Source organism: Streptomyces sp. NPDC048521 (assembly GCF_043199855.1).
Lineage (GTDB): Bacteria > Actinomycetota > Actinomycetes > Streptomycetales > Streptomycetaceae > Streptomyces.
This window is the reverse complement of sequence record NZ_JBICWR010000001.1, coordinates 656,628-674,033: the sequence shown is the minus strand read 5'-3', so window position 1 is coordinate 674,033 and position 17,406 is coordinate 656,628. Positions and strand designations below refer to the sequence as shown.

Genomic DNA, 17,406 nt, shown 5'->3' with positions numbered 1-17,406 from the left:
CAAAGGGACTATGGGGCTCGAGCGGCGGAACTGTCGGGGCGGTGGGGGCCGGGCGGGTACGGCGGACAGGTCAGCGGCGCAGGGCTCGCGCGGTCTCCCGCAGCCGCGCGTGGACACCCCGGTAGGTCTCCCGCGCGGGCAGCCACTCCTTGCGGAGTTTGGCCACGCACGTGTAGTTGGTGTCGCACACGTTGGCCAACGGTGATTCGACCGCCTGGGTTGCGAATTGGTACGCGTCCAGCTCACTGAACCCGTAGTCGCGCACCAGCCACTGGACCAGGTCGAGCTGCGATATGCGGAAGGCGTCCTCCAGCGGGCGCGCCGAACCGGTCGAGATGATGTGGGTGTCCGACTCCAGCCGGGGCCACGGTGTGGCGACGTCCTTGAGGAGGTCCACGACCACCACGGTGTTCATCGCGCACTCCACGGCCACCCCGCAGGTCTCGCCCTCACCCTGCCGGGCATGCCCGTCGCCCATGCTGAGAAGCGCGCCCTCGACGTTCACGCCCAGGTAGCAGGTGACACCGGCGCGCATCTCGGGGGTGTCCATGTTCCCGCCGTGCGCGTCCGGGACCAGGGCCGAACGCACCTCCAGGTTGGCGGGGGCCACTCCGACCGTGCCGTGCATCGGGTCCAGGGGCAGCTCCACCTGGATGTCACTGTCCCGCGCCTGGAACAGGGCGGTACGCCGCGCCCGGTCCAGCTGCCAGATCCAGACCCGCTCCGGCAGCGGCGGTTGCAGGGATGCCGTGGCGTGTGTGGAGGTGAGCGCGCCGAACAGGGGCACCGTCGTGGACGCGGCCCAGTCGCGGGCCGGTTCGATCGACACGAAGTGCACGGCGACGGTGTCGCCGGGCTCCGCCCCCTCGATGTGGAAGGGACCGGTCTGCGGATTGAGGAAAGGGAACTCGCAGACCTCGGAGACGAGGTCCTTCTCGGAGCGGACCCGGCCCGCGAAACAGTCCTCCGTGTACAGGTCGAGCACCGTGCCGGGTGCGATGCGCGCCACGGGTGCCGCGCCGCCGAAGGTCCAGGCGTACTGGTCCGGTTCCGGGCGTACGGTGAGGATCCGGGGGTCGGTCATCGTGACATGGGTCCCTTCTCGCAGGGCTGGTCGCGGGATGTGGTGGCCCGGCAGCCGTTTCCTGTCGACCGGGGCCGGTCAGTCGGTCACGGCGGGGCGGTGGGCCGGCGCGTCGGTGGGGCAGTGGTGCAGTGGGTCGGCGGGGCAGCGGGTCAGGGGCGTGATGGGGTAGGCGGGGCGGGGCAACGGGGTGGGCGGGGCACCGGGTCGGCAGGTCACCGGGGCACGGTCCCCTCCTGCCGGTGGCCGGCCGCGTCGTATGCGTCGAGATGCACCCGCCCGGTCTCGGCTATGCGCTCGGGGTGACGCCGTATCAGCACGAGGAGCACGACGACGCCGACCGCCATCCAGATGCCGACGACCGGGCCGGCGTAGGACACCGGAGTCGTCAGTTCGGTCACGAAGTCGAACACCGGGAGGCCGGCGGCGGTCATCAGCGCCGGCACGAACGCGACGGTACCCAGCACCGGGAACAGCAGATGCCGTACCGGCTTGAGGACAGCCCGACCGCCCCGTATGAAGTGGCCGGCGCAGGCGAGGTTCACGACGATGTAGACACCCACGACCACCGTGACGATCACCGTGGCGAGGAGCAGGAACGCGGTCACGGGATCGTAGGCGAAGCCGAGTCCCAGCACGGCTCCGAGGGCCACGACGGTCTGCACCGCGATGCCCGCGACGGGGGAGCGGTGCCGGGGGTGGAGCGTGGCGAGCAGACGCGGCAGGACCCGGATGCGGGCGAGCGCGAAGGCCGTGCGGGTCGAGACGTTCGCGCACGCGTTGGCGTTGGCGATCGTGGAGTTCACCACCGCCAGGAGGACCAGCACCCAGAAGAAGCCGAACGAGGCCCGGGCGACCCCCTCCCAGGAGGCGGCACCCGACGCGCCGAACGCCGCGAAGCGGTCGGGACCGAAGTACACGGTCATCGCATAGGTGGTGACGACGTAGAACACGCCGATGGACAGGGCCGCCCCGAGGACCGCGCGGTGCATCGTCCGCCGGGGGTCGCGGGTTTCCTCCGCGAGCGGCGCCGCCGCCTCGAACCCGGCGAACGCCAGCACCGTGTACACGGACCCGGCGAACACGCCGCCGGCCCCCGCATGACCCTCTGCGGTGTGCGAAGTCCCGAACACCGAAAGGGAGTTGGCGTCACCCGCCTTGCCGATGAGCCAGACGGCGAACACCAGGAAGACCAGGATCTCGAAGACTCCGAGGACGGTGCCGAAGCGGGCCGAGGCTCGGACGCCGAGGTAACCGCTCACGGTGATCACGAGGGCGCCCGCCAGGGACCACGGCCACCACAGGTCCGCCGGATACGAGGACCACTGCTCGTGCAGCGTGCCCGCGGTGGTGAAGCCCAGCTGCAGGAGCAGCAGCGGTGGGACGAGCATCTCCACGAAGACGTAGGCCCAGCCGACGAGGAAGCCGACGGAAGGATGCAGGCCCCGCGCCGCGTACGTGGCGACCGAGCCGGCCGCGGGCAGCTCCCGCGCCAGCTCGGCCACGCAGGAGGCGGTGAACAGACAGGCGACGAGGGCGACCAGCACCGCCAGCGGCAGGCTGCCGCCCGCGAAGGCGGCGCCGGAGGGAATCGACGCGGCCACCGCGGCGGCCGGAGCCATCGCCGTGATGCTCTGGAACAGGACCTCGCGCAACCCGATGGCGTCGCGTCGCAGCGCCCCGGTCGTCTCCCCGTGCATGTGTCCCCCCGATCCCGGTCAGCCCGATCCGTGTCAGCCCGCTGTCACCCGTCGCGTGTCAATTCCCTCATTCCGTCGGCACCCGCCGTCCGTGACGGTCCGACAGCCGCGCCTCGTGCGAATCACGGTACGACTCGGGTGGGTTGGGCAGAAGGGTGCAGCGCGGTTCCGTGGACAACCCGCCACCTGTGGACAACTCGGCCACCCGTTCGGGGGAGTACCGGCCTGTCTCCCGGGCCTGGTGACGTGGTGTCAGGTCACCGGTCCTGACGCAGGGCCATGCCCTCTCGCGGGTACACCACGCTCCTCGTCGGCGAAGCGGCGTGCGGTGCGGCGCGGAGGTGTCATCAGGGAAGGAGTCCCGGCGTTCCGCGGTGGAAGAAGCAGTCGATGGAGCGTCCGGATCCCGCAGGAGCCGTCAGGATCGTTCCGCCACGGCCGCCGGGTCGTCCAGTACGGACCGGACGACCGAGTGCGCCGCGCCCAGCAGCGGGCCTTCCGGGCCCAGTCGGGACACCGCCACGGGGCAGGCGGGGCCTGCGGTGCGGCCGGTCAACTCCGCCTCGAGCGACGGCAGTAGCCAGGGCGAGAGTCCGGCCAGGGCCCCGCCGAGGACCACCGTCTCGGGGTCGAGCAGGTTCACCGCTCCGGTCAGGGCGATACCGAGTGCCGTACCGGCGTCCCGCAGGGCCGCCCGCACGCTCTCGTCGCCCTCCTCGGCTCGCTCCGAGAGCAGCCCCACCAGGTCCTCGCGCGGCGAGAGTCCCGCCGCGCGCGACACCGCCTCCTCGCCGGCGTACTGCTCCAGGCATCCGCGGCCGCCGCAGGGGCAGGCGGGGCCGTCCGGCCGTACGGGTACGTGGCCCAGCTCGCCCGCGAAGCCCCGGATGCCGCGCAGCAGTCCGCCGTCCACGACGACCGCGGCACCGATGCCGATCTCGGCCGACACGTGCAGGAAGTCACGCGGGGTGCCGTCACCGAGCCACAGCTCGGCGAGGGCACCGAAGTTGGCCTCGTTGTCCACGGTCAGCGGCCAGCCACCGGGCAGCAGGCCACCGAGGTCCGTGTCGCGCCAGTCGAGGTTCGGGGCACGGACGACCGTCCGTCCGTCCCGGGCCACCAGTCCGGGCACGGCGACCGCGAGCCCGGCGGGCCAGAGGTCCTCCCGTTCGGCCTCCGCGACGACCCGGTGGATCAGCGCCGTCAGTTCCTCGATCACCGGTCCGGGCTTGCGGCCCCGGTTGGCGCCGTGCCGCACGGCCCGGGCGCGGACCGCCCCGCGCAGGTCGACCGCGCACACCGCGAGGTGGTCGACACCGATCTCCGCCCCGATCCCGGCCGGACCGCGGTCGCTCACCGCGAGCGCCGACCCGGGCCGCCCCACCCGGCCCGGCCGCTCCGGGCCCAGTTCCTCCAGCAGCCCCCAGCGGATCAGCTCGTCCACCAGCGTCGACACCGCCGCCCGCGTCAGACCGATGCGTGAGGCGACCGCCGCCCGTGACAGCGAACCCTCGGCGCTGACGGCGTGCATCACCCGGGCCAGGTTGCGTCGGCGCATGCCCTGCTGGGTGTCCGGCAGGGCGGGGCCGGTGCCCGGCGGGCGGGCCTGGTGCGGTGCGGTCATGCCTCCGTCAATCCTCGGTGTCTGCCGCTCAGCTCTCTGTGCGCGGCGTGGCTTCGGTTCCCCGCTCCAGCAGCGGGGCCGCGTCGGAGAGTACCCCGGTGATCCGCTCCAGCGTCTCCCCGTCCCGCTCCACGGCCTCCAGCACCGGGCCCGCGGTCGTGTTCCAGCGGCGGGCCACGGCCGCCGGATCCTCACCGGTCAGCAGTCCGGCCGCCTGTGCAGCCGCACCCAGCGCGACCAGTTCCCTGGCCTCCGGGACCTGTACGGGCCGCCCCGACAGGCGGCGCACGGTCTGCTGCCAGGCCGTGCCCCGGGCCCCGCCGCCGATCAGCAGCAGCGGGGTGCTGCGGTCGGCGTCCTCGTCGAGGACCAGGTCGAGGGCCCCGAGCAGCGCGTGCACCGCGCCGTCGTACGCGGCCTGCAGGAACTGGCCCGCGGTCGTGTCGTGGCGCAGCCCGTGCAGCAGACCCGAGGCGTTCGGCAGGTTCGGGGTGCGTTCGCCGTCCAGGTACGGCAGCAGCGTCACCGTGCCGCCCGGTTCCACGGCTTCCCGGTCCAGGCCCAGCAGGGTCGCGACGCGGTCCACGGCGAGCGTGCAGTTCAGCGTGCAGGCCAGGGGCAACCAGTCCCCGTGCGCGTCGGCGAAGCCCGCCACCGTGCCGGTCGGATCGGCCGGACGGCGCCGGGAGACGGCGTACACCGTGCCGGACGTACCGAGACTGAGCACCGGGGTGCCCGGCCGCAGGCCGAGCCCCAGCGCCGCGGCCGCGTTGTCGCCGGTACCCGGGGCCACCAGCGTGCCCTTGGAGAACGGCAGGTCATGGCTGTCGCGCACGGTGCCGGCCACCTCTCCCGGGCGTACCACCCGGGGCAACAGCGCCGGGTCCAGTCCGACGTGCGCGAGGGTCTCCTCGTCGTACGCCTCCGTGCCCGACGACCACCAGCCGGTGCCGGAGGCGTCGCCGCGGTCGGTGGTGCCCTGCCCGGTCAGGCGCTCGGTGAGGTAGTCGTGGGGGAGCCGCACCGCCCGGGTCGCGCGGACCGCCTCCGGCTCGTGCTCGGCCAGCCAGGTCCACTTGGTGACCGTGAACGACGCCCCCGGCACGCTGCCGGTGCGCTCCGCCCAGGCCTTGGGGCCGCCCAGCTGCTCCACCAGACGGCGGGCCTGCGGGGCCGACCGGACGTCGTTCCACAGCAGTGCCGGACGCACCGGCTCGCCGCGCTCGTCCAGGGTGACCAGGCCGTGCTGCTGGCCGCCGATCGACACCGCCGCCGCCTCGTGCGCCGCGTCACCGCACTGGCGGAGCGCCTCGCACAGGGCGTCCCACCACTGGCGCGGATCGCTCTCCCGACCCGCGCCGGAGGACACCGTGTGCGGCGCCTGGCCGCTCGCCACCACCTGCCCGGTGGCCGCGTCGACGACCAGCGCCTTCGTGGACTGGGTGGACGTGTCCACGCCGACGACGAGCGGTCCCTCGGCTGCTGACATCGGGCTCTCCTCTTCCGCGGCTGTGCGGGATGTGCGGTGTGTTGTCGAAGACACCTTGCTGCCGAAGACATCTTGCGTCTTCCCAGGGGTGCGCCTGCATACTAATTTGTAAACGGCCATGACGAAATAGTCGTACGCAGCAAGGAGCCACGCATGAGCTACCAGCCCACCCCCGAGGACAGGTTCACCTTCGGCCTGTGGACCGTCGGCTGGCAGGGAAGGGACCCGTTCGGCGACGCCACCCGCCGCGCCCTCGACCCGGTCGAGTCGGTGCAGCGCCTGGCCGAGCTGGGCGCCTACGGAGTGACCTTCCACGACGACGACCTGATCCCCTTCGGCTCCTCGGACACCGAGCGCGAGTCGCACATCAAGCGGTTCCGCCAGGCCCTGGACGCGAACGGCATGACCGTCCCGATGGCCACCACGAACCTGTTCACGCACCCCGTCTTCAAGGACGGCGCGTTCACCGCCAACGACCGGGACGTGCGTCGCTACGCGCTGCGCAAGACGATCCGGAACATCGACCTCGCCGTCGAGCTGGGCGCGAAGACGTACGTCGCCTGGGGCGGTCGCGAGGGCGCCGAGTCCGGTGCCGCCAAGGACGTACGCGCGGCCCTGGACCGCATGAAGGAGGCCTTCGACCTGCTCGGCGAGTACGTCACCTCGCAGGGCTACGACATCCGCTTCGCGATCGAGCCCAAGCCGAACGAGCCCCGCGGCGACATCCTGCTGCCCACCGTCGGCCACGCGCTCGCCTTCATCGAGCGCCTGGAACGCCCCGAGCTGTACGGCGTCAACCCCGAGGTCGGCCACGAGCAGATGGCCGGGCTGAACTTCCCGCACGGCATCGCGCAGGCGCTGTGGGCGGGCAAGCTCTTCCACATCGACCTCAACGGCCAGTCGGGCATCAAGTACGACCAGGACCTGCGGTTCGGCGCCGGCGACCTGAGGGCCGCCTTCTGGCTCGTCGACCTCCTGGAGAGCGCCGGGTACGAAGGTCCCCGCCACTTCGACTTCAAGCCGCCGCGGACCGAGGACCTCGACGGCGTGTGGGCCTCGGCGGCGGGCTGCATGCGCAACTACCTCATCCTCAAGGAGCGGGCTGCCGCCTTCCGCACCGACCCGGAGGTGCAGGAGGCGCTGCGCGCCGCGCGCCTGGACCAGCTGGCCCAGCCGACCGCGGCCGACGGTCTGCAGGCCCTCCTCGCCGACCGCGCCGCCTTCGAGGACTTCGACGTGGACGCGGCCGCCGCCCGCGGCATGGCCTTCGAACGGCTCGACCAGCTGGCGATGGACCACCTGCTGGCGGCGCGGGGCTGACGGCCACGCGCGCGTGGCCAGTCGTCCGCGCATGTCAGGGTGCGCGGACGACTGGCCGAAAGGCCGGGCGTCAGGTCTTGGTCACAGCCCCTTGGGCAGGCGTACGTACGTCACGGTCGTCCTGATGCCGCTGTCGACCAGGCGGCCCTGGGCGTCGAAGGCGCCCGCGCCGTCGGTCATACCGAAGTCGTTGTCGTTGACGAGGGCGAGCGTGTCGCGGTCCACGCGCGCGACCCCCTCGATCTTCCCCGGCACCCCGTCGACCTTGCCCAGGTCGGCCACCAGCCGCTTGGCCGGCACCGGCACGCCCTGGGCCGCGGGATGGTCCAGCTGCTCCAGCGACGGAGACGTCGCGTCGTCGTCCCACGGGCCGCCGAGGATGTCCGCCCTGCGCCCGAGCTCGACCAACTGCAGCCGGGCCGCCTTGTCCGTGCGCTCCTGGACGAGCAGCCGGTTGCCGCCGACCGCCACCACCGACGAGATCTTCAGCTCGGACGGGTCGTCCTCGCTCGGGTCGACCACGTCCACCGGGTCGAACCGGTAGGCGTACTCGGCGGTGACGGCCTTCTTCCGCGGCGAGAAGCGCAGCAGACGGGTGGTGCGCGAGGCGTCCCCGGCGTCCGCGTCCGGTAGCGAGAGCGGGCTCTGCAGGGCGACCACCAGGTCACCGTCGGGAAGCTGCGCCAGGCCCTCGAACCCTCGGTTGATCCTGCGGTGCAGCAGGACCGACGGCAGCGCCTCGACCACCGGATAACCAGCGCCGGTCAGGTTCAGCCCCCGGGGTACGTAACGGGTCAGCACCTTCCCGCGCGCGGAGACGTGGACGAGCGAGGGGCTGTACTCGTCGACGAGCCAGAAGCTCCCGTCCCCGGCCCGCACGATGCCTTCGGTGTCCAGGCCGTTCGGGTCGTAGGAGAGCGGGGTCCCGGCGTCGTAGCTGTACGGCGCCTCGTCGCGGCTCTCCTGGTTCGGCAGCCCGGTGACGGCCTTCCCGGAGGAGGTCGTCAGCGGAATCGCGTCGATGACCTCGACCTTGTGCCCGTAGACCCGGATCTTCACGATCGCGGGATCGAAACCCGGCACCGGGAACGTGCGGCGCTTCTTGCCGTCCACCTTGATCTGGCCGTTGGGCCCGCGGTCGGTCACCGTCCAGTACTCGTCCTTGCGGCCCGCCGGGTAGATGTCGCTCCCGATGCCGCCCAGCTGCACCCCGTGGTCGTCGCGCACGCCGCCGGGCAGCAGCGCGTTGCTGAACGCGCCGAGCGGGATCTCGCCGAGGGACGCCGTTCGGACGACGCGGGCATCCCCGGACGGCGCCGCCGAGGCCGTCCCGGCGGCCACGAGGACGGCGGCCAGGGCCAGGGGCAGGCCCGTGGCGGCGGAACGGTGGACGCGGCGCCGGCCGGCGGCGTGCGGGGACATCGGGCCTCCTGGTGACAAGGTCGGTGACACGGCCACATTTGGGTCCCAGGAGGAACACCGCACGACCGCCGGGTGAACAGCGGGCGTCCGCCGCTCATCGGATCGTGCGGAGGCCGCGGTGACGAGGTCCGGACCGCGGTGACGGCCCGTCAGGGCCCGTCAGCCCGGATCCACATCCGGACCGAGGGCCTCCGCGGCGAGCCGCGCCGAGGCCAGGGCCGTCGCGGGATCGCCGTCCGGCCCGGCCGCGGGGATCCAGCGGCCCTCCTCGTCGCGGTACGGCCACCAGCGGCCGTCCCTGCCGAGCCGTAGCTGAACCCCTTCGCCAAGGACGGTCCACCGGTTGCCGCTCCTGCGGAACGACGGCCGCTCGTCGGCCTCCCAGGCCGCTTCCAGGGCCCCACACGCGCGTGCCAGTGCCACGTCGTCCAGCTGCCACTCCTCGTCGAGCACGGCCAGCGCGGACTCCCTCCCCACCTGCCAGGCACGGACAGCCGTCGCCAGCCCCGCGCGACCACGTTCCGAGCCGGCGGCGAGCCGCTCGGTCACGGCGTCGGGCGGCGTACCGCAGGCCAGCCGTACGGCGTCCTGAGCGGCCGTCACGCCGGTGCACTCCCGCGGACCGGCAGACAGGGACTGCGCCAGCAGCCGGTATGCCTCCACGGCGGTGCGGCCGGCCAGATGTCCCAGAGCTGCAGGATCGACCCCGGGCGGCGGTGCCGTGTCGGTGTCGAGGGAGGGCGGTGTGCCGGGCGACTGCGGGAGTCCCGGCAGCGCGGGCGGCGGGGGGAGGATGTCCGCGGCCGCCCACGCCTCCGCCGCGTCCACCCCCTCCGCTTCCCGCACGTGGGCCACCGGCCTCGGCGCGCCGGCGCGCACATGCAGCTCCGCCAGGAACGCGTCCTTCGCCCGCCCGCGCATCAGCACGAGCAGAAACGGATCCTCGTCCAGCAGCCGCGCCACCTGGTGACACAGCGCGGCGGTGTGTCCGCAGTGGTCCCATGTGCCGCAGTCGCACTCGGGGTCCAGATCGCCGAGGCCCGGCAGGAGGTCGATCCCGCTCACCGCCGCGTCCTCGATCAGATGAGGAGGCAGCTCCCGGTCCAGGAGCGCGGCCATGTGCCCGGCCTGATCCACGGCCAGGTCCAGGAAACGCCCCCACTCCTCCGCGGCCAGCTCCGGCACCAGCACGTCGGCCCGGTGCGCCGCACCTCCCGGCTCGCGTACGACGGCGGTGACCCGGCCCGGCCGCACAGTCACCGCGCCCACGCCGCCCGCGCGCGCGAGCCGGCGTCCCGCCTTGACCGCCGCCGAGTCCAGAGCCGCGTCCTCCAGAGCCCGCAGCCATGCGCGGCCCCACCAGCTCTGTGCGAATCCGCGTCCACGCGCGGGCGGCAGCGCGGGGAACGTGCGCCCCGGCTCACAGTCGTGTTCGTCGCCGTAGCGGCTCATCGCGCCTCCCCGCGCAGTTCCACCAGCGTGGCCAGTTCCGCGTCCGTCAGCTCCGTCAGTGCGGCCTCGCCGGTCCCGAGCACCGCTTCGGCCAACTCCCGCTTGCGGCCCAGCATCTCCGCGATGCGATCCTCCAGGGTTCCCTCGGCGATCAGCCGGTGCACCTGCACCGGGCGGGTCTGCCCGATGCGGTACGCACGGTCGGTGGCCTGCGCCTCGACCGCCGGATTCCACCAGCGGTCGTAGTGCACGACATGCTCGGCGCGGGTGAGGTTCAGACCCGTCCCGGCGGCCTTCAGCGACAGCAGGAACACCGGGACCTCGCCGTCCTGGAAGCGCCGTACCATCTCTTCGCGCGCCGGGACCGGGGTCCCGCCGTGCAGGAGCAGCGAGGGCACCCCACGGGCGGTCAGGTGCCGTTCGAGCAGGCGGGCCATGCGCACGTACTGGGTGAAGACGAGAACACCCGAGCCCTCCGTGAGGATGGTGTCGAGCAGTTCGTCCAGCAGCTCGAGTTTTCCCGAGCGCCCCGTGAGCCGCGGATCGTCCTCCTTGAGGAACTGAGCCGGGTGATTGCAGATCTGCTTCAGGCCGGTCAGCAACCGCACGATGAGTCCACGCCGGGCCATGTCGTCGGCGGCCGCGATCCGGTCCAGCGTCTCGCGCACCAACGCCTCGTAGAGGCCTGCCTGTTCACTCGTCAGGGCCACCGGATGGTCGGTCTCTGTCTTCGGGGGCAGCTCGGGGGCGATACCGGGGTCCGACTTGCGTCGCCGCAGCAGGAACGGCCGGACCAGGCGCGCGAGCCGCCCGGCGGCGGCGGGGTCCCGGCCGCCCTCGACCGGTTGCGCGTACCGCGCGCGGAAGGCACCGAGGCGGCCGAGCAGACCGGGGGTCGTCCAGTCGAGGATGGCCCACAGTTCCGTGAGGTTGTTCTCCACCGGAGTGCCGGTGAGCGCCACGCGCGCGCGTGCGCCGATGGAACGCAGGGCCCGCGCGGTCGCCGAGTACGGGTTCTTCACGTGCTGTGCCTCGTCGGCCACCACCATGCCCCAGGGCAGCTCGTTGAGCCGTTCGGCGTCCAGGCGCATCGTGCCGTACGTGGTCAGGACGAACTCCCCGGCCGTCACGGCGCCGAGGTCGCGCCGCGGGCCGTGGAACCTGCGCACCGGCACACCGGGAGCGAAGCGCTCGATCTCCCGCTGCCAGTTGCCGAGCAGGGAGGCCGGGCAGACGACGAGCGTGGGACCGGCCGTCGAGGCATCCGTCTGCCGGTGCAGATGCAGCGCGATGAGGGTGATCGTCTTGCCGAGACCCATGTCGTCGGCGAGGCAGCAGCCCAGTCCGAGGGAGGTCGTGCGGGCCAGCCAGTCGAGGCCGCGCACCTGGTAGTCCCGCAGTGCGGCGGCCAGGCCGGGCGGCTGCTCGACGGTCCGCACGGTCTCCGCATCCGTGAGCCGCTCCCGGAGCCCGTCCAGCCATCCCCTGGGCCGCACGTCGACCTCTTGCCCGTCGACCTGCGCCGAACCCGTCAGAGCGGCGGCCAGCGCCGCTACGGGAGCGAGGGACCGGACCGGCCGGGTCCGGGCGCGCTGCGCCTCCCGCGGGTCGACCAGTACCCAGCCGTCCCGCAGCCGCACCAGGGGACGCTTGGACTCCGCGAGCCGGTCCAGCTCCTCCCGGGACAGCTCCCGCCCGCCCAGCGCGAACCACCAGTCGAGCGTGATCCCGGGCTCCGGCGAGAGGAACGACGTCGGTGCCGAGGCGCCCCCTGGTACGGCGGTGCCGCCGTCCGGCGGGCCGACCGTCGCGTGCACGGTGAGCCGGCGCGACAGCTCCTTCGGCCAGTGCACGTCGACCCCCGCCGCGGCCAGCGCTCGCGCGCCCTCACCCAGGAGGTCGGCGATCTCGTCGTCGGCGAGTTCCACCGTGTCGGGGACGGCGGCGGAGAGCAGGGGCGTCAGCGGTGGCCAGGCCCGGGCCGCGCGGCGCAGCGCCAGCAGCGCGTCCGTACGCGCGCGCGGCCCGAACGAGTCGCCCGGCCCGAACGAGTCGCCCGGCCCGAACGAGTCGCCCGGCCCGAACGAGTCGCTTGGCTCGAACGCGTCGTAGGGACCGGACGCGTCGCGCGTGGCCGTACCGGTCCACAGATCAGCCGCGTCCCTCACGTCCGTGCCCCCGCTCAGACCGTGCACCTGGAGCACCGCACGGAACCGGCCCGGGGCGTCGTCCTGCGGTGCCGCGTCGTCGAGACCGGGGGCCTCCACCCGCAGCGACAGCCGCACGCCCGCGTCGTGGCCGGCGGCGATGTCGTCGGCCCACGCGCGCAGTTCGGGCAGTCGCTGGGGCTCGGGCGCCGCGTACGCGGGGCCGCCGGTCACCATCGCGGCGGCGGGGGACCGCGGAAGCACGTCGGCGACCGCGTCCAGGAAGGAGCGCAGCAGCCGCTCCGGGTCGGGCAGCAGGGTCGGGCCGTCGGCCGTGAGCGGCACGGCATGCGCCTCCGGAGGCATGGCGGCGGCGAGAGCGCGGACCAGGTCCACGTCGCGCGCGGGCAAGGGCCCGACGCGCCAGGCGTCGTTGTCGCCGGGGGAGAGTCCGGGCAGGAGCAGGCCGCGCGCCAGGAAGTGCAGCGCCAGCAGACGGGCCGTACCCCAGAAGACGGTGGACCGGTGTCCCTGCGGCAGCTCACGCGCGCGTGTGAGTACGGGAAGCGCGCTGCGCACGGGCAACAGAAGGGCGGGCGTACGGCGCCGTTCGACACCTCCGTCCGCCGCGGGGACGACGACATCCAGGTCTGTCACGGAGCCGTCCCGGACGACGGGAGGAGCCTCGCCGTCCGGCCGCCAGAAGGCGAGCCTGCCCGTACGAGGGGGGTCGGAGGGCAGGAACAGGGTGCGCCAGCGGGTCGGTTCGGACAGCTCGGAGGGTGGTGCCGGTGGGATCTGCTGCACAGCTCTGCCGCACTCCTCAAATTTGACTACTTGACCGCGGTGGTCGAGGGTACAGCACGGTGAAACGCCAACCTCCGGCCGAGAAGGTGATCTGGGCCACTCCTCCCGCCGCGTCGGCGATCGGCGGCACCATTAGGGGTGTGACTCAGGGATGTCTCAGGGGCGGCGTCCGGAACCGCAGGGAGCGGATGGCCGTTTTCAGAGCAGAGAGCGGCAGTGGCCGCGAAGGAGGGACGCTGATGTCCAAGAACGCGAAGCTCGCCGTAGGCGGTGTGGCGGTCGGGCTCATCCTGCTGATATGGCTGCCCTGGTGGGTCTCGTTCCTGATCGTGGTGGGGGTTCCGGTGGCGGCTTACCTGGCGCTGGACCCTTCACAGCGGCGCCGGCTGCGCAGGGTCGGCCGCAAGGAACTGGGCCGCTGACAAGACGGTGTACGGCCGGGGACGGCTCGCCGAGGCGCTCGTGGGGCCCACCGAGCCCTCGGGGGGCGCGCGGGCCTGGAGGGTGCGGTTCCCGGCAGCTCACATGATCCGTACGGCCTCGTCGGCTCACGCGAGCGTGGTCTGGTGACGGTCCTGCTCGGCTCACCTGAGTGCGGCTCGCGGGGACGGTCCTCCTCGGCTCATGTGAATGCGGCTCGCGGGGGCGGGCCGCGTCAACGGGAGCCCTCGGCTCCCGTGAGCTCGGCTCACAGGGGTCGTACGGCCAGCTTGTCGAGCGCGTCCAGCAGGCCCGGCAGTTCGGGGCCCCGGCCGATCGGCAGGACCTCACCGGGCTCCTCGTCGAGCAGGACGAACGCTATGTCGTCGGTGCGGGCCACGATCGACCAGCCCGGGCCGTCCGCGCGTAGCGTTCGAGCGTCGCCCGGGGCGAACGACGAGCGCACCCGGCCGAGCGGTGGCGGCGAGTCGACGTAGGCGCGCGCCTCCGCGAGCACCCGTCGGACACCCCGATGGCCGCCCGTCGGCCCGCTCCGCTCGCCCTCCGGCGCGGACTCCGCCGGCTCCGCGGGCCGCGCCTGCTCACTCGGCACGGAGAATTCGGCGTCGTCGATCTGCTCCCGCCACGCGGCCCACTGCAGCGCGATCTCGTCCGCGCCGAGCCGCCTCTGGGCGGGCCCCCAGGTGCTGGTGTCCGGCGGGCTGAGCGGGACCTGGTCCGCCACCTCGGGCGGCGGATCGTGCGGCGCGGGAACACCGGGTGCCGCCACGGCGACCGACAGGGGCCAGCCCGGCAGAGCGGTCACGACCGCGCGCTCGTCCGGCGACAGGTCGTACTCCATGCCGCAGTCCCAGGACGCGATCGCCACGGCCACCAGCGAGACGTCGTCGATGACGACCGTCCAGCGAGCGCCGTCCCCGTCCTGGCCCAGCACCAGGCCGTACCCGTCGGCGCGGGGCGCCAGTCCCAGCGCCGCGCACGCCTCCGGATAGTCGTCGCCGAGCACGCTCGGAAACTGCGCCGGCGTCAGCAGCACCGCCGTCAGCACGTACAGCGCATCGTCCGCGGCGGCGACGGCCTCATCGTTCGTCCCGGCCATCCCTGCCTCCCCAGTGGTTCGTCCATCGGCGCGCACCCTAGTGCGCGGGGGAGGCCCTTGTCACGACTCCACACACCGCGCGGAGCTGCAGGTTTCCGCCTGGACGGGGGCGAAACGACCACAGCGGGAGAGCGGTATGTCTCAGGCCGAGGGCAGCCCGAGAAGGTCTCGGGCCACAGCCGCGGGCGACTCGCCGCGCTCCCGGGCCAACGCGACGACCGCCCGGCAGGCCAGTTCGCTCACTCCGAAGGACAGCGCCTCCGGCGACACCCAGCCCGACGCCTCCTCGACCCGGTCCTGGTCGTCCTGCGCGCGGGCCGCCACATAGACGGCCGCCGCTTCGAACAAGTTGTGTGCGCGCCTCTCCCGAGCGCCCACCGGCTGCGCGCGCGTGGAGGAGCGGAGTCCGGCGGCGTACTTGCGGATCATGTCGAACACGCGTACCACCCTTCCCTGGACGGGGTCAGTGCCGATCCCTCGTCTACTGCCCTTCAACGTAGAGTTGGAGCTTCGGCGGCAGAAGGGGGAGGACGCGGTGAAGCGTTTCGAGCGGCTCGAGCGGATCCGCCGGCTGGACCCGGTGGCGGACGCGCAGGAGATCTACCGGCTCAGCGTGGCGTTCGAATTCCCCTGGGACTACACGCGCGCCCTGGAGCTGGCCCTCTACCGCACATACGCCGTGCCGAGCATCGGGCGGCTGCTCGCGCGGACGGCGGAGCTGACCGAGCGTCCGCAGAAGCGGTACGACGACACCGCGCTGCTCCTCGACACCGTCGTGGAACACGGCTTCGCCACAGAGGAGGGCCGTACCGCGATCCGGCGCATCAACCAGATGCACCGCAGCTACGACATCAGCGACGACGACATGCGGTACGTACTCAGCACCTTCGTGGTGATGCCCCGGCGCTGGATCGACACCTACGGCTGGCGGCGGCTGTCCCGGCACGAGATCGTCGCCGGCACCGAGTACTACCGCACCCTCGGCCGGCACATGGGCATTCCCGGCACCCCCGCGACCTACGAGGAGTTCGAAGCCCTGCTCGACGCCTACGAGGAGGCCCACTTCGGCTGGGACGAGCAGGCCCGGAGCGTCTCCGACGCCACCCTCGACCTGATGGCCTCCTGGTACCCGCGCCCTGTGGCGCCGCTGCTGCGCACGGCCACGCTCGCCCTGCTCGACGAGCCGCTGCTGCGTGCCTTCCGCTACCCGCCGCCCGGCGCGGCCACCGTCGCGTTCGTGCGCCGTGCCGTACTGACGCGCGGCCGACTCGTCCGGCTGCTGCCACCGCGCCGCGCCCCGCACTTCGCACGCCAGAACTGGGAGATCAAGGGCTATCCGAACGGCTACCGCGTGGCTGACCTGGGCACCCGTCCGGTCCCCGGACTGCGGGGCTGCCCGGTGCGCCACCGGGACACCTCAGCGGCCGACCCCGTCGAGTGAAGCCAGGGTGTCGCGCAGCCAGGCGAGTTCGGCCCGGCTCGTGGCACGCGCGACGGTGAGGACACCGCGCCGGAACGGATCGTCCAACTCCTCCGCCCGCAGCGGCCGGTCGCCGTCGTAGAAGAAGCTCGCCGGCTCCTCCAGAAAGGCCAGCCGGCGTCGCAGTACGGTCGCCTGGGCGGCGGGGTCCTCCAGGTGACGCAGGAACGCGAGCAGGGTGAACCACTGGTTCTCGTCGGTGATCTCGCGCTGCGCGGGTTCGGTGAGCCGGCGCTTGAGCTCGCGCCCGCCCTCCTCGGTCAGCCGCAGCACATGGCGCGGCGCGGCCACCGCACCGGGCTCGGGAGTCCGTACCAGCAGGCCGGCCTTCTCCAGGCGTTTGATCGCCGGGTACAGCGTGCTCTCGGCGACGGGCCGTACGTGGCCGGTGAGCGCCGCGATACGGCGGCGCAGCACGTAGCCGTGCAACGGGGCGTCGTACAGGAAACCGAGGATGGCGAGCTCGAGCATGGCCTCATTCTCTCCCACAGCGTGGTACCTCGATGCCTCGGTACTGTCTTGTCGGCATGCCTCGTCGCCGATGTATAGTCGCGGCAACCACAGGACATCAGGGGGCACGGTGAAGCAGGCCGCATTCGACAGCCGAGGAAGCCACATCCGTTGGACCGAGGTGCCCGGGGCGGAGCCCGCGCGCGTGTATCTGCACGGGCTCGGATCGATGTCCGCCGTCTACCACGCGCACATCGCGGCCCGCCCCGAACTCGTCGGCAGACGTGGTCTCTTCGTGGATCTGCCCGGACACGGCATCAGCGACCGGCCCCGGCACTTCGGATACACGCTGGAGGAGCACGCCGACGCGGTCGCCGTCGCCCTGGACCGGGCGGGAGTCGACGGGGCCGAGCTGATCGCGCACAGCATGGGTGGTGCCGTCGCCATCGTGCTGGCGCACCGGCGGCTCGACCTCGTCTCCAGGTTGGTCCTCACGGAGGCCAACCTCGACGCCTTCCCGCCGCCGACCGCCGGCAGCAGCGGAATCGCCTCTTACGGAGAGGACGAGTTCGTCGAGAAAGAGCACGCTCGCGTGCTGGAGGCCGTCGGCCCGCTGTGGGCGGCCACCATGCGACTGGCCGACCCGCGCGCCCTGCACCGCAGTGCCGTCGGCCTGCGCCACGGCTCGAACCCTGTGATGCGCTCGATCCTGGAAAGCCTCCCCGTCGAGCGCGTCTACCTCCAGGGGGAGCTGAGCGGCGAACTCGAGGGCAGGGAAAGCCTTGAGGCCGCAGGAGTACGGGTGGTGACGGTGCCCGGCGCCGGGCACAACGTCATGTTCGACAACCCCGAGGCCTTCGTGGCTGCCGTCGCCCGAACGGGGTGATCCGC

At 72.8% G+C, this 17,406-nt stretch carries 14 protein-coding genes; 4 read left to right on the top strand and 10 right to left on the bottom strand.

All coding sequences use genetic code 11. The annotated features are described in order from the left end of the window. Positions 1 to 70: 70 nt before the first annotated feature. The 4 genes from ACGFRF_RS03340 to xylB all read right to left on the bottom strand — a co-directional run bounded on the left by ACGFRF_RS03340 (position 71) and on the right by xylB (position 5,897). Complete coding sequence (locus ACGFRF_RS03340; protein ID WP_393736705.1) at positions 71 to 1,084, bottom strand: acetamidase/formamidase family protein; 1,014 nt, start codon at positions 1,082 to 1,084, stop codon at positions 71 to 73. 215 nt (positions 1,085 to 1,299) lie between these two features. Then, positions 1,300 to 2,784, bottom strand: a complete 1,485-nt coding sequence (locus ACGFRF_RS03335; RefSeq protein WP_393736703.1) for an APC family permease — start codon at positions 2,782 to 2,784, stop codon at positions 1,300 to 1,302. A gap of 418 nt (positions 2,785 to 3,202) precedes the next feature. Next, positions 3,203 to 4,408: an ROK family protein gene (locus ACGFRF_RS03330; protein ID WP_393736701.1), complete on the bottom strand. Its 1,206-nt coding sequence runs from the start codon at positions 4,406 to 4,408 to the stop codon at positions 3,203 to 3,205. Between the two features lie 28 nt (positions 4,409 to 4,436). After that, on the bottom strand, positions 4,437 to 5,897 hold the full coding sequence (xylB, locus tag ACGFRF_RS03325) for a xylulokinase (RefSeq protein WP_393736699.1): 1,461 nt from the start codon (positions 5,895 to 5,897) through the stop codon (positions 4,437 to 4,439). Between the two features lie 153 nt (positions 5,898 to 6,050). On the opposite strand from xylB, the gene xylA reads away from it, so the two are divergent. Continuing rightward, on the top strand, positions 6,051 to 7,217 hold the full coding sequence (gene xylA, locus ACGFRF_RS03320; RefSeq protein ID WP_393736697.1) for a xylose isomerase: 1,167 nt from the start codon (positions 6,051 to 6,053) through the stop codon (positions 7,215 to 7,217). An 81-nt stretch (positions 7,218 to 7,298) separates the two neighbouring features. Here the strand turns inward: xylA and ACGFRF_RS03315 are convergent, their stop codons facing one another. The 3 genes from ACGFRF_RS03315 to ACGFRF_RS03305 all read right to left on the bottom strand — a co-directional run bounded on the left by ACGFRF_RS03315 (position 7,299) and on the right by ACGFRF_RS03305 (position 13,045). Beyond that, entirely contained in the window at positions 7,299 to 8,639 is a 1,341-nt protein-coding gene (locus ACGFRF_RS03315) for an esterase-like activity of phytase family protein (RefSeq protein WP_393736695.1), read from the bottom strand. A 159-nt stretch (positions 8,640 to 8,798) separates the two neighbouring features. Further along, positions 8,799 to 10,091 carry an SWF or SNF family helicase gene (locus tag ACGFRF_RS03310; protein ID WP_393736693.1) on the bottom strand — a complete coding sequence of 431 codons (1,293 nt, stop codon included), beginning with the start codon at positions 10,089 to 10,091 and terminating at the stop codon, positions 8,799 to 8,801. Continuing rightward, the gene (locus tag ACGFRF_RS03305; protein WP_393736691.1) at positions 10,088 to 13,045 is read right to left on the bottom strand and encodes a DEAD/DEAH box helicase; all 2,958 of its coding nucleotides are present in this window, start codon (positions 13,043 to 13,045) and stop codon (positions 10,088 to 10,090) included. Before ACGFRF_RS03305 ends, ACGFRF_RS03310 begins: the two co-directional genes overlap by 4 nt. A 239-nt stretch (positions 13,046 to 13,284) precedes the next feature. On the opposite strand from ACGFRF_RS03305, the gene ACGFRF_RS03300 reads away from it, so the two are divergent. Next, entirely contained in the window at positions 13,285 to 13,467 is a 183-nt protein-coding gene (locus ACGFRF_RS03300; protein ID WP_393736689.1) for a hypothetical protein, read from the top strand. 266 nt (positions 13,468 to 13,733) lie between these two features. On the opposite strand, the gene ACGFRF_RS03295 is transcribed toward ACGFRF_RS03300, so the two are convergent. Together ACGFRF_RS03295 and ACGFRF_RS03290 are read right to left on the bottom strand one after the other, a co-directional pair. Continuing rightward, positions 13,734 to 14,585: a hypothetical protein gene (locus tag ACGFRF_RS03295; protein ID WP_393736687.1), complete on the bottom strand. Its 852-nt coding sequence runs from the start codon at positions 14,583 to 14,585 to the stop codon at positions 13,734 to 13,736. Positions 14,586 to 14,726: 141 nt separating this feature from the next. Next, positions 14,727 to 15,014, bottom strand: coding sequence for a hypothetical protein (locus ACGFRF_RS03290; protein WP_393737096.1), 288 nt, complete (start codon positions 15,012 to 15,014; stop codon positions 14,727 to 14,729). A 106-nt stretch (positions 15,015 to 15,120) separates the two neighbouring features. On the opposite strand from ACGFRF_RS03290, the gene ACGFRF_RS03285 reads away from it, so the two are divergent. Continuing rightward, the gene (locus tag ACGFRF_RS03285) at positions 15,121 to 16,026 is read left to right on the top strand and encodes an oxygenase MpaB family protein (RefSeq protein WP_393736685.1); all 906 of its coding nucleotides are present in this window, start codon (positions 15,121 to 15,123) and stop codon (positions 16,024 to 16,026) included. Here the strand turns inward: ACGFRF_RS03285 and ACGFRF_RS03280 are convergent. Further along, positions 16,003 to 16,536, bottom strand: coding sequence for a PadR family transcriptional regulator (locus ACGFRF_RS03280; protein ID WP_393736683.1), 534 nt, complete (start codon positions 16,534 to 16,536; stop codon positions 16,003 to 16,005). The two genes, ACGFRF_RS03285 and ACGFRF_RS03280, sit on opposite strands and share 24 nt — an antisense overlap. A gap of 109 nt (positions 16,537 to 16,645) precedes the next feature. On the opposite strand from ACGFRF_RS03280, the gene ACGFRF_RS03275 reads away from it, so the two are divergent. Next, the gene (locus ACGFRF_RS03275; RefSeq protein ID WP_393736681.1) at positions 16,646 to 17,401 is read left to right on the top strand and encodes an alpha/beta fold hydrolase; all 756 of its coding nucleotides are present in this window, start codon (positions 16,646 to 16,648) and stop codon (positions 17,399 to 17,401) included. Positions 17,402 to 17,406 lie beyond the last annotated feature (5 nt).